10 protein-coding genes are annotated in these 12,793 nt (G+C 37.6%); 3 read left to right on the forward strand and 7 right to left on the reverse strand.

Translation table 11 applies throughout. From position 1 onward, the window contains the following. Positions 1-955: 955 nt before the first annotated feature. From BC008_RS24220 to BC008_RS24240, 5 genes are all read right to left on the reverse strand, one after another. Positions 956-1,462 (reverse strand): sterol desaturase family protein, encoded by a 507-nt coding sequence (locus tag BC008_RS24220; RefSeq protein WP_027845004.1) that lies wholly within the window; start codon positions 1,460-1,462, stop codon positions 956-958. Positions 1,463-1,567: 105 nt separating this feature from the next. Further along, positions 1,568-2,539 carry an NAD-dependent epimerase/dehydratase family protein gene (locus tag BC008_RS24225; protein WP_027845003.1) on the reverse strand — a complete coding sequence of 324 codons (972 nt, stop codon included), beginning with the start codon at positions 2,537-2,539 and terminating at the stop codon, positions 1,568-1,570. Between the two features lie 78 nt (positions 2,540-2,617). Continuing rightward, positions 2,618-3,757, reverse strand: coding sequence for a hypothetical protein (locus BC008_RS24230; protein WP_027845002.1), 1,140 nt, complete (start codon positions 3,755-3,757; stop codon positions 2,618-2,620). Between the two features lie 376 nt (positions 3,758-4,133). After that, on the reverse strand, positions 4,134-5,420 hold the full coding sequence (locus tag BC008_RS24235; RefSeq protein WP_027845001.1) for an aminotransferase class I/II-fold pyridoxal phosphate-dependent enzyme: 1,287 nt from the start codon (positions 5,418-5,420) through the stop codon (positions 4,134-4,136). Positions 5,421-5,637: 217 nt separating this feature from the next. Then, complete coding sequence (locus BC008_RS24240) at positions 5,638-6,390, reverse strand: hypothetical protein (protein WP_027845000.1); 753 nt, start codon at positions 6,388-6,390, stop codon at positions 5,638-5,640. An 815-nt stretch (positions 6,391-7,205) separates the two neighbouring features. Here BC008_RS24240 and BC008_RS24245 point away from each other — a divergent pair. From BC008_RS24245 to BC008_RS24255, 3 genes are all read left to right on the forward strand, one after another. After that, on the forward strand, positions 7,206-8,381 hold the full coding sequence (locus BC008_RS24245; RefSeq protein ID WP_027844999.1) for an MFS transporter: 1,176 nt from the start codon (positions 7,206-7,208) through the stop codon (positions 8,379-8,381). Positions 8,382-8,625: 244 nt separating this feature from the next. Further along, positions 8,626-9,300, forward strand: coding sequence for a tetratricopeptide repeat protein (locus BC008_RS24250; RefSeq protein WP_027844998.1), 675 nt, complete (start codon positions 8,626-8,628; stop codon positions 9,298-9,300). Between the two features lie 118 nt (positions 9,301-9,418). Then, the gene (locus tag BC008_RS24255) at positions 9,419-10,702 is read left to right on the forward strand and encodes a CapA family protein (RefSeq protein ID WP_058183948.1); all 1,284 of its coding nucleotides are present in this window, start codon (positions 9,419-9,421) and stop codon (positions 10,700-10,702) included. 296 nt (positions 10,703-10,998) lie between these two features. Here the strand turns inward: BC008_RS24255 and BC008_RS24260 are convergent, their stop codons facing one another. Both BC008_RS24260 and BC008_RS24265 read right to left on the reverse strand, forming a co-directional pair. Further along, the gene (locus tag BC008_RS24260) at positions 10,999-11,736 is read right to left on the reverse strand and encodes an aspartyl/asparaginyl beta-hydroxylase domain-containing protein (protein WP_027842861.1); all 738 of its coding nucleotides are present in this window, start codon (positions 11,734-11,736) and stop codon (positions 10,999-11,001) included. 79 nt (positions 11,737-11,815) lie between these two features. Then, positions 11,816-12,790, reverse strand: a complete 975-nt coding sequence (locus tag BC008_RS24265; protein WP_027842862.1) for a cupin-like domain-containing protein — start codon at positions 12,788-12,790, stop codon at positions 11,816-11,818. Positions 12,791-12,793: the final 3 nt, after the last annotated feature.

Consider the following 12,793-nt stretch of genomic DNA (forward strand, 5'->3'; position numbering starts at 1 on the left):
ATTTTCGGAATATAGATGCGTTTCAAAAAAAATTAAATGTATTAACTCTAGTTAGTTAATTGAGTGTAGCTAGTCGAAAAAAGTAATACTTATAACTTTTACCAAAAATCTATTTTTATTACGAAGAAAATATCTGAAAATACTTTTTATCTCAATATTAGATTTAATTTATTGTCAGATATAAGTTAAAATAATTATTTTTAAATATTTGTAATTATCACTATATGATTCCAAAAAATAGTTTTAATTACTTATGCAATAGATTTATTACCTCAAATTTATTTCAATAATGAAATCAAAAAATGAATTTAAACACGTACGCGATTACTTGATTGATGAATTATCAATTTTATTTACTCTATTTTAACTAACCAAAAGGCATAGTTATGTTATTGGTATGATACATTTATAGACTTATATGGTATCCCATAATAATTATGGTTATTTTGTTAGTTAAAAATTTATATTTGTTTGCGCATAATTACTACTAATATAAAAGTTTTAATAGTAATTTTAATTTGGATTTGATTTGATATTTTATCCCTAATTAGCCATAAATTAATTCTCAAATCTCTGATAAAGAGGTAGGAAATATTTAAATTATCTTGGTATTTAGTAAAGTATTTTCAAATCATATCTATTTCTAACTATATTAAATCGTTCGTGTGAATTGGAAAATTTCAGGATTTATTGTTTGAATATTTAAATTCTAATTTAATATTTTAAGAATAGTAATTAATAATACTATTTTTCTCTATATTCAATATAGTATTAAACTCAAAAATAGAAGAAATATCTAATTATTACAAAGTGACTGTTTTTAACGTTTGTAATGCAAATTAAAAATTACTCTAACAGTTATAAACTAACAAACCCGATTTCGTTAAGAAATCGGGTATTTGAGGGAAATATATTTAATTTAACCTTATATTGAAATTAAAGATTACAGAGGTAATTACCACCATTTCAGTTGTAAATAACCTCTTTCTGGCTGGTTTAATTCTTTTTCTGTTAGCCACTCAACGGATTTATAGGTACCAAATATGTGGTCCCACCAATCTACAGCCAACCCGAAATTATGTTCCCACATCCCATATTTATGATGTACGTAGTGAACTGGCATTTTCATCCAAAAACACTTGGTTGGGTTTTCATGTTGTAGTTGGTGTGCATAGGCTGAAAAAGCAGCATAAGTTAATGCACCTAAAAACCAGCCGGTACCAGCATCTACGGAGTAGAAAAACATCAAACACATAACAATAAAACTACCCCGGATATAATCGCGAAACTCCCATACCACTCCCTGTCCTTCGTTACGACGATGGTGGTCGCGGTGGCGTTCGCCAATCCGACGTGAAACATGCATTAGGCGATGTAGCCAGTATTCTACCAAACTTGCCAAAATAAATGCGATCGCAAAACAAATAATTACTCTGAATGAGCTTAGTAAAAAAGGATTCATATTTTTCCTAACTCTCTGTTTTTCCTGACAATCGTAACAAATGGCAAGAGGTATTAAATTTAAAACTCAAATTTAATACTTTAGTTTGAAACTCAAATTTAAAACTCAATTACTAGTTTGTAGTTGTTTGACGATTTCTTTTAAAATTTCATTTACTGGCTGATGTTTCCAGCCTAATTCTTTTCGTGCCTTTGTTGCATCTACTCGTACGCAACGTTCGTATAAATAATGTATTCTTTCTCGACCAATGGGAGGATTCCAATTAAGTAATTTACCAATAGGGTCAAGTAAATTCGCTGCAAAACGAACTATAGGTTGGGGAACTTCCGTAGGAATATTAATACCAGTTTCTTGGGAAATTATCTCAAACATTTCCCGAGTGGGCAGATCGCCAGCAGAAATGATGTAATGTTCCCCCGATTGACCACGCTCTGCAGCCAAAATCATGGCATTAACTAGATCGTCAACATGGACGATACCAGTCATGCGATCGCCCCCTAACCACAGTTTCAACCAACCTTTTAAAAATAATTTGAATACTGGGCCAAAATGGGGGTCATCTACACCTAAAATACCGGAGGGCATGATGCTAACAATAGGTAAGCCATCAGCAGCAAATTTATCTACCAACTTTTGTGCTTGGAATTTGGTGCGATCATAAGCTGAAGAAAAATTTTCTTGCGTGCGAGAGAAGGTCTCATTGACAACTTTCCCTTGGGTATCACCATAAACACCAATGGTGCTACAGTAAACTATTTTGGAAACACCTGTTTCTTTCGCAATTTCTAAAACAGCTTGGGTACCATCAACATTCACCCGTTCCATTTGTTGCTCGTCCACTAAACCCAGTTCCACGTATGCAGCAGTATGGAAAACTGTATCTACTTCCTGCATTGCTTGGTGCAAAGCATTGCGATCGGTAATATCGCCATATACCAACTGTACTTTAGTATCCTCGAGACGGGCTAAATTACTAGATTTACGGACTAAACCAACAACTTGATCGCCGCGTTTTTGGAGGGCTTTAACTAAATGAGAACCGGTGAAACCATTTGCACCCGTCACCAAAGCTTTCATAAAATCACAATGCTTTAATTAATTACAATACTTTAGTTAAAAGGCTTTAACTACAAAGCTTTAACTACAAAGCTTTAACTACAAAGCTTTCTCATACATTCGATAAGTCTTATAAATTTTACCGCCAGATGCTTCTATCAGTTTGCGCGAAGGTGAATTAGTTTCCCACACCCAACCCAATTCAGCTCTTTTATAAGGCTTACCTTTTTTTATTCCTCCTTGCATGCCGAGGTAAATTAAGGCTAAAGGCACCATTTTACGACGGTATTCAGGTAAAGAAACAATCACAGGTACCACTCCCTGGTCAATCTGGCGACGATACCAGAGGAATTTAATCATTCCCCACCAGTCAAACTTGCCGTTAAGGTGTTTTAAAACAATATTGTAATCGGGTAAACCCATCCAAAAACCAATCATTTCGCCGTTATGTTCCGCAATGGGAAAAACATCAGGATCTGCCATTTGTTGCAATTCCCTGGCTTGTGCCATAAATTCTTCCTGAGTGCGATAAATGTAACTATAGTTTTTGGCAAAAGCTTTACTCATCAGGTTATACATATTCTGGCAATCTTGCTCAAATTCTTCACCCTTAGTGCGGAGGGGGCGAAAAGTAATTCCTGATTTACAAGCAATTCGATAAGCTTTTTCAAATTTTGGATCTAAAGGTTTATCCAAAGGAAAATTATAAATATAGGCATCATTACCTTTTTCCCAACCAGCCTTTTCAATAAACTCAGGATAGTAGGACGGGTTGTAAGGTGTCATAATCATTGGCGGTAAATCAAATCTATCCACCTGAAATAAACACCTATTATGGGTAGATAAATCGATTGGACCCCGCACAGATTCCATATTGTGTTCGCGCAACCATTGACATGCAGCTTCTAATAACGCTTGGGCAACTTCAAAATCTTCAATACATTCGAAGTAACCAAAAATACCAATAGTTTTGCCCTCACTTTCAATCAGCCTATGATTGATCGCAGCAACAATTCTTCCTAAAGGTTTTCCCGTTTCCGAAAGGGCAATAAATTGTTGTAATTCTCCATGTTGTCGAAAGGCATTTTCTGAGGCTAGTTGTTTAGCAATGCTACTCCGGAAAGGCGGAACCCAATTGGCGTCATTTTTATAAACTATATGTGGGACATCCAAAAATATTTCCCGATCTTTGTCACTGCTAACTGCTTTAACCTGAAAATTTCTTGTTTGAGTCAACATATATGAAATTAAGTATTTTGAGTAATTAGGATTAGTCAGGATAAAATTTTTACACTAATTGCACAATACTAATTGGACAATAACTTAAATAATTCATCCCTTAAATAGCCTTAATATACGTAGAAACCTGCAGCACCGATATGACCGTAAAATCACAATAAGCACAAAATCGTAATTAAGATATACCCGTTAGACGGATATTTTTAGTAGCGCGACCCAGAGAATATCAATACTAACCCTGAGAAACGCGCCACTTTGTTACGAAAAGCTGCGTTAAGACCGCACACTAAAGTAAACACTGTTAAGCTAGGGAAAAATCTGGGCGCTTTACGTCTCTACGATTAGGCAAAAGTTCCAATCCTAATTACTGTGAAACCTAGGCTGTAGCAACAGTAGTAGGTTTATACAATTCATCTCGTACTGTCACCATTGCTTCTACCAAACGATCCATATCTTCTTTGGTATGGAGAGCGTTAGCAGTAATCCGGAGACGAGGTTTAGCTATAAACCAAATTGGTGAAACCCAAATACCGTAATTTTCCATCAAACTATTGGCAAAGACCTTTGGATTGAGTTCTGCCGGTAAAACAACAGGAATTACATTTGTTTCGCCAATTGCAGCGAAACCTTCCTCTTCCAGACGGGAGCGCAAATAACGGGTATTAGCCTGTAGTGTTGCTACAAGTTGGGGATTCTGACGCACTTGACGGATACTCTCAAGCGCTGCAGCCGTTGTTGGCGCAGGTAAAGAAATTGTACCGATAGAAGTAGGGCAAACATCCAATAAGTCAATCATTTCACGGGAATGACTACTGATTGCCGCACCCGCAGATGCTGCAAATTTGGAGAATGTGGTCATGATTAAAGGAACCATACCCCGATCCAAAACTTGAGAAGGCGAAATTCCAAAGTGGTCGTATATACCCCCTCCCTTTAAGCCAATTGCACCACTTGCATGGGCTTCATCCATGACTATGACACTACCCGGGTAGTTTTCTAAAACATTAAGCATTTCTGGTAATGGGGCAATATCGCCATCCATTGAGAAAACAGCATCAGAAACTACCAGAATCCGATCGTCAGGCTGAGCATAACGCCGTAATTTACGTGCTAGGTCATTGACATCACAATGACGATATGCTTTTACTCGGACATTGGGGCTATGGCTGAACATCTTTCCGGAACGATTTCCAGCATTGGCGACAGCAGATACTATACAGCCGTGGTTAAGAACATCTGTGAGAATTAAAGTTTCTCTGGTATTACGAAAACCCGGAATGTTAATTGCCAAATGACAAAAGCCATCTATCAAGGCTTGCATTGCCATCCAAGCATTCAGAAACAAATGGGTATGAGGCAGATGTTTAAACTCCGAAATTTCTTCTTCTAGCTGGCGGTGAAGGTCGATGCGACCGCTCAGTACCGAACAAGAACTATTAGATGTCCCGTACTGCAAAATAGCATCAATTGCTGCTTGTTTTACAGATTCTGATTGAACCAAACCCAAAACATCATTTGTGCAAAAGGTTAGAAGTTTGTATCTCTTACCATTTGCTGGATTTTCAATATCAACAATGTTTCCCTGCTTGTGATGACAAATGAACTTATCTGGATAGAGACCGCTTTCATTCAGTCTCTGCATATATTCTTCTACGACTTCCACTGTCTGCTCCTCTCACCTTTTGATGTATTGCCAACTGGTTATTGGTTCATGGAATTGAAAAAAATACCTTCCTCAATTAACCTTAATTAACCTTTGCAGGCCAGGTTGTCAAAATTATTTTTTGGCTAATGCCTTTTTTGGAAGAAATGATTTTTGATAATTTCCATTAGTACTATCCGATAATTGTTTAGATTGTTGCATAAATTTTTCATATTGATTAGACAATCGCCCTTTGTAGAGCAATGATAGGCAGATTAATTTCTACATAGCATCTATGTGAATTTTTTAAGTAAGTACATTGTTCGATTTCAACCATTTCAATATCTAGGTAAACATCTAGGTCAAAAAACTTTTTGGAAGAAAATTTTGATTTAGATGAGAATTGGAATAGGAATTTACAAAATAAACTCCAAATCAGTGGCACAAATTGTCCTTGAATTGGTTGAAATAAACACTGAGGAAGAAGAATTTTCAACAATAACAGAAAGAAAGAATATATTTCTTGTAGTCCCAGAGATAACTTTATCAACAACGGGGACAAGATACCTTCTAAAAAACTGCGATCGTATGGATAGTCCTCTTTAAATGAGATAGTGCCGGTTGTAACTTTCTCCCCACTAAATCTCCGAATGCAGTTGGGATTTACCAAATGACGAACTCGAATTTCACCTTGCTTCAATTCATCACCTTTACGAGAAAAAGCATTATTGAAGTTATGGAGTTTGGTATAGAGTTTACCAATTTGTTTTTCAAAATATGCTTGTAAATCAATAATGCTTTTTTGCCAAATTCGTTTCCAAAGCTGAACAGATATCAACCCATAGAGTTTTAACCCGTTACTCCAAGCCACTGGGAACCAATAATTTGGATCGATGCTTACTTCTCCGATAGGATTTTGAGCAGTCTGGCTTTTCAAGTTTGTAGTCAGTTCCATCCCATCCCACATTTTCTTGAGCGGTAGATACAACACAGAGCTAATCTCAATCCCAGAGTACTCTCCGATAATCTTATAAGAAATTTACAAATTACTAAGGAATTAGGCAAGAATTCATTGTTACACGGAAAGAATCATATAGAGATAATTGTCTTTTGGGTGACCCTGAAGGTTCCCACTATTTGTGGAGAATATCTTAGTTTTGACCTTTTGATAAACTTTCAACCCATTTTAACCACAAATATTTTTTGCTCTTCAAGCTAAAACTTAAGTAATTATAACTAGAATAAAAGCAAAAAAATGTCTCTAAATTAGGTTTAGTCGCTAATTATCAGCCGTTCAAAATATTTGAGACGGTCAATTAACAGTAGATAATTTTGGGGGTGTGTAATACTATCAACCATTTGCAACAAACGCATGGATTAATAACCCAAGTGGAGAAATACTGTCAAGGTTAAATAGTAAAAGGGTTTATAGTCTTATATTGAGGGTTGTGAATCACGGGTAGTTCAGCGCCCATATATCAGTATCCAGATCGATGTTTAGAATTTGAAGCTTTAGAATTTGAAGCTTTAGAATTTGAAGGCTTAGAATTTACTAAGAAAAACAAAATAATCTATGCTATTTAACTACCACGTATTGCGATAAATTTGCCCTGCAAGTATAAGTAAATTGCAGCACACTGCCACAAAGTAGGGCTTCAGCTTATCTTGCCACGGGGCTTTTCTTACCATAAGGTTTAATACTACTGGTTCTTATCTGTCATACAAAAATCTGCTGTGCTGGTAAACTAAATCTCCTGAGAATACGTCTTATCTCAAAAAATCCTTAGTAACTTATAATTACAGTCTATGTTGCCTGTTGGTAAAAAGTTCCGCAAACAAATTCCCACATTATCCGTATTGTTGGCAGCAGGCAGCTTGACTGCGATGACTGGAGGCGTAGTTTCTCCTGTCATGCCAGAAGTAAGGGAACAACTGCAAATAGACCCCCAATGGGCGGGTACGCTAGTGGGAATGCATTGTTTGACCATAGCTCTGTTTAGTCCAATTTCAGGCATTTTAGCTGATAAATTTGGTAAATTGCGGGTGCTTATCCCATCACTAATTTTTTATGCAATATTTGGGATGTCAGGAGCTTGGGCGCAGAATTTTCATTCTTTGTTGGTATCCCGAGCTTTGGTAGGAGCTGCTAGTGGTGGAGTTGCAGCAGCCAGCATTGGAATTATCAGTAGTATGTATGATGGGGAAGCACGGACACAAATTTTGGGTTATGCCACAAGTGCTTTAGCTATTAGTAGTATTATTTTTCCTCTTTTAGGAGGATTAGTTGGTTCGAGTAATTGGCAATATGCATTTTTTATATATGGCTTAGGTTTCCCAGTAGCGTTAAGCGCAGCCCTTGTATTGCGGGAAGAACCTCGTAAATCTTCCATGGTTGATATGAGCCAAAGTAAAAAGTTAATTCAAAGTTTGAAACAGCCTAGTGTTCTAACTTTATTTTTAGCCTTAGGTTTAACATCAGCTATTTTTTACGTGGTAATTGTTTATGCTCCCTTACACTTCAAAGCTGCAATTGGTGCGGGTACAGCTTTCAATGGAGCAATCTTAGCTTCTAGGGCAGTTGGAGCAGCAGTAATATCTGCTACAGGTGCCAGCCGCCTAGCAAAAAAACTAGGAAGTGCTAAAGCCATCGGCTTGGGATTCACCCTCATGGGATTATCATTAATTACAATTCCATTTTTATTGCAATTTTACTTGATTTTACCAACAGCAGTAATATTTGGTATGGGCTTTGGTATTGTTATGCCTAATCTCTACGATGCCCTATCCAAACTCAATTCTAAGGAAGTACGTTCGAGTGTTTTGGCTATTGGTACGGGTGCAAGTAATTTGGGACAATTTCTCTCCCCGCTATTTTTAGGACCTGTTTGGAAATATGGTGGTACAAATGTTTTTTATGTAGGCGCTTTAGTATCTTTAATCACTGCTGTCTTAAGCGTCAAACAAAGTAAAGCATTTCGTTAGTATTAGCAATGGAGTTATCAGTTATCAGTTATCAGTTGACAGTAATGAGTAACTGATAACTGTCAGCGGAACCGTAGGTAGCGTGCGCGGTCTAGCGTAAGCGTACTGTAAGTATTGCGCATGAACTGTAGCCCGTAAGGGCGTGCGTGGCGCAAGCCATAAACTGTTAACTGTTAACTGATGAGAAAAGCTTGCAAAATGACACAGCTATAATACGCACAAAAAAGCCCATAGGACAAAAATAATGAATCATATTAAGCGAAGTCTTGCGATCGCAGGAATCTTAAGTATTCTAAGTGTCTTTCCTAGTGCTGGTTGGGTATATGGAGCACAACCCAGCTTACAAAAGTTCGACTTTCGGAATTATTACCGCCAAGGAGTGGAAAACCTCGAAAGTGGTAATTTCAAAGGTGCAATTGCAAATTTTGATCGGTTAGTACAATTAAATCCCGGGTATTATGAAGGTTTTTGCTTGAGGGGATTAGCAAAATCACAATTGGGAAATTTTCAAGCTGCGATCGCTGACTACAGTCAAGCTTTAAAACTTAATCCCAATCACGCTGATGCTTATAACGGTAGGGGGAATATCTACGCGCAACTGGGTAAAATCGAAAATGCGATCGCTGATTTTCAAAATACTATCAAGGTAGATCCAAAGTCGGTTGACGGTTATTACAATTTAGGTTTGGCATATTTCCACCAAGGAAATCATAAGCAAGCAATATCAAGATTCAGTCAAGCAATCAAAATTGAGCCAGATCTGGCTAATGCATATGGTAATAGGGGGTTAGCAGAATATGCTTTGGGAGATAAGGATAGTGCTGTTGATGATTTACAAATAGCTGCTAATTTATTTCAGCAACAAGGTGATAACGCAGGGTATCAAAAGACAATAGCTTATCTCGAACAAATTCAGTAATAACAAAACCAGTAAATATTATTTGGGGAACAGGGAATAGGAAACCAGGAATATTAAAAAATTTCTGGGCTAAAAATATAGTGCTATATCATTTGTTTGTTCAATAGCTTATGTCCCAGTGAAAATTCCTCAAACAACTGATCGCCTTATCAAATTTGTTTTTATCAAATTGGTTTTAATTGTAGCGATCGCATTTTTCAGTTATTCACAAATTGTTCTCGCTCAACCAACTTACAACCAAGAATTAACGCTCCTTGCTGGTGGAGATGTTGAGTGGTCGCGAATGGCTAGGTGGAACTTATTTCATCGAGATATTATTCGATATCCACTTAAATTTGAATCGAAACAGGAAGAAGCACGTTACCCATTTATCAAAGTTAAATCTTTGCTTGAAAGTGCTGACTTGACCTTTGCGAACTTGGAAAGTCCGCTATCAGATAAAGCTAAGAGAGTAGGTGCTTTTCTTGCTCCAACTTCATTTACTGAAGGGCTGAAGTGGTCGGGAATTGATTTAGTGTCAGTTGCAAATAATCACGCCCTTGACGCTGGGGTTGAGGGTCTTAAAGATACTTTGAACAGTTTGGCGCAAAAGAATTTACCTGCAATTGGAGGAGGTGAAAACCTAGATTTAGCAAGGCGTCCATTTATCTTCAATAAAAATGGCGTGCGGTTAGGTTTTTTGGCTTACACAATGTCAGAAAATTCTGGCGATTCGAGCTACGCTCAACCAAATCGTCCTGGTGTAATGTCAACAGATTTCTCTTTGATTAAGGAAGATATTCAGAAGCTGCGTCAGCAAGTCGATTATGTAATATTGTCGTTTCATTGGGGTCTCAATAATGGAGAAAAACCACCTTTTTGGGTTCGCCATTTAGCCCATAAATCCATTGATGCGGGTGCTGATATTATATTAGGTCATCATCCCCACTACCCCCATGGAATTGAAGTATATAACGGTAAACCTATTATTTATTCTCTAGGTAATTTTATTTTTGGTCATAATCATCCAATTTGGACTGATAACTTTTTGGCTAGGTTAACCCTAACCCCCGAAGAAATCAAAAAAATTGAGATCTTACCTGTCGCTGGAGAGAATCAAGACCTCGCACAACCTTTTCTTCTAGACGGGGAAAGAAGTCGCAAACTTTTAGAGGTAGTAAAACAGCAGACTTCAGATCTCAAAACTAATATGAACATAGTCGGAGACATTGGTGTCATCAATCCTGCAACCGCCCAAATTCCAAAAACCATACTTGATGACATCATTTACGATCTATTGCTACCCAAGCAATTATGGATGCTTTTAGCCGCAATATTGAGTCTTGGAGCGGTTATCTGGTTTGTGATATCAAGATTCATGCGCAGACGCCGCAGACGAAAGCAAAAACGCTTCTCTACTTGATAGGAATAAAAACGTAAACCGACAATTTTTGGTGATTTTAAAATTGGGAATGGTGCGTTACGCTTTGCTAACAGCACCCTACTGGACTGACACAGCTAAAATAGTGCATTAGCAAAATCCAAAAATCATTAATTGAAATAAATTTTAGGACAAATCTATTGCATCATTTTAGGCGTGTTAGTCCACTACTTTTGAATTTTTTGGGTTTTATTCAATAACTACCATTCCTGACTCCTGACTCCTGACTTCTGACTCCTGACTCCTGACTCCTGACTCCTGACTCCTGACTCCCAAGCCTAATTTTTCTCAAACTTTTCTTCCCACGCATTGTGACTAGCTTTTGCTTCTTGAATCACTGGTGAAGCCGTTATGAGTTTATTTCCCAACCAATTAACTAAGGATAAAGGAAACTTTAAAGGACGAACAATATCTAGAAATAAGACTACACGGTAACCATCAGTATCATTCCAGACCTCGTGGTAAAAAGTATCGTCGAAAATCAAACTTTTACCTTCTTCCCAATATCTGACTTGGTCTTCAACCTGAATTCGACAATTTTCCTTGGGTTGGGGAACAATTAATCCCAAATGATAGCGAATTACACCTTTGTGTTTGCCGCGATGTCTGGGAATATGTTTTCCGGGAGCAAGAATAGAGAAAAATGCTACCTTCATGCCCGGTATTTTTTCGAGTAATTTTGTGGTTTCTGGACAGCGATCGCAATTTTTGGTGGCTTTAAAACCAAAAGCATAGAAAAAATAGGTTTTCCAACGGTTGTCATTGGCGATGCGGGATTGACGTTTGGAAATATCCTGAAAATTTGGTAGGTCGTCTACCCGTTCCAAAACTTGTTTTAGTTCTTGGCGAATTATCCCCGAGTTAGCTTCTAATTCCTTGGCCCAAGGAAACTGTTCCACGTTGAAAAATATTGAATCTCCCACCAAAGAATTTTTGGCGACCAAGTTTTCTAACCATGAATCCTTGGTGACTAATTTCTCTAGATTTTTGACAGTTATGTCCAACAAACCCTTCATATTTAGCAAATTTAAGATATCTAAAACTTGAAACTTGAAACTTGAAACTTAAAACTTAAAACTTAAAATTACAAATAAACTATAGCCTTTGTATCAAATGACGCAATTTTTGTTCTCTGTCTTTACTGGCGATCGCAGCTAACCAAGCACTTGCAATATGAGGTGCAGCCATTAAAACACCAGAATGCAACCGCCATTTGTTCCAAGTAGTCATCGCTCGGAATAGGGGAAAAATATGCCAGAAGCGATTAATGGAACAAACAACACCATCGCCTAGAGATGTTACCTCATGCCACCATCCACAAGGGATAAAGAGAATTTCACCTGGATTGAGAACAACTTCGTAACGATGAGCAAGTGCTTGCTCAAATCTAGGGAATTTTACTAGATCGGGACGTTCGGGGTAAACCTGAGAGTAATTAGCCCGCAGCTTCAAGCCATAACGCAAATAATTAAATAATGATAGTGGGTAGAGGTTGTAAGTTTGAGAAGGTGGAAATAACACCAGCCGCTTTGAACCATACAATTGTACTAAAGTCCCATCCATCGGATCGTAGTGCAGGGGGGTAACATGGGTATCGGGACAAACCCAGAGATTAGGACTAGTCGCCGGCATTTTCAAACCCATGGCTGCTTCTGCTTGCCGAAGTATGGGTGTATCTTCAAGGGGTGTATTTTTGAGAGCACATCTACCTAAATAAATATCTTTGTTGTAAGCCTCTTCACTGCGTACCATTTGCGCATATTCACGAAATGGCATACTGCGAGACTCAACGCCACTGCCGATGTTATCCCACTGATTTTTTTCTTTTTTATACCTTTCCCAACCGTTGAAACGAACGGGATATTTTCGGTCTCCTAATTTCTCACAGAGAAAGTCTAAATCCCAAACAGGCATAGAATCAAGTAATCCAGTCACAACAACTGGAGTGCCATTTTTTTGATATTCTTGGAAAAATTTCTCTGGAGTTAGGGAAGTTTTATCGATTCGCACAACTTCGTGGAAACAATAGTTTTTTGATAATGAATTATTTTCTTCGAGCGATTGTTGCATAAG

This window comes from Mastigocoleus testarum BC008, from assembly GCF_001456025.1.
GTDB classification, from domain to species: Bacteria; Cyanobacteriota; Cyanobacteriia; order Cyanobacteriales; family Nostocaceae; genus Mastigocoleus; species Mastigocoleus testarum.

Excerpts from the sequence above, each read along its gene's own strand:
- BC008_RS24250 (WP_027844998.1), top strand. The coding sequence starts at position 8,626 with ATGAATCATATTAAGCGAAGTCTTGCGATCGCAGGAATCTTAAGTATT.
- BC008_RS24265 (WP_027842862.1), bottom strand. The coding sequence starts at position 12,790 with ATGCAACAATCGCTCGAAGAAAATAATTCATTATCAAAAAACTATTGT.
- BC008_RS24260 (WP_027842861.1), bottom strand. The coding sequence starts at position 11,736 with ATGAAGGGTTTGTTGGACATAACTGTCAAAAATCTAGAGAAATTAGTC.
- BC008_RS24220 (WP_027845004.1), bottom strand. The coding sequence starts at position 1,462 with ATGAATCCTTTTTTACTAAGCTCATTCAGAGTAATTATTTGTTTTGCG.
- BC008_RS24245 (WP_027844999.1), top strand. The coding sequence starts at position 7,206 with ATGTTGCCTGTTGGTAAAAAGTTCCGCAAACAAATTCCCACATTATCC.
- BC008_RS24225 (WP_027845003.1), bottom strand. The coding sequence starts at position 2,539 with ATGAAAGCTTTGGTGACGGGTGCAAATGGTTTCACCGGTTCTCATTTA.
- BC008_RS24230 (WP_027845002.1), bottom strand. The coding sequence starts at position 3,757 with ATGTTGACTCAAACAAGAAATTTTCAGGTTAAAGCAGTTAGCAGTGAC.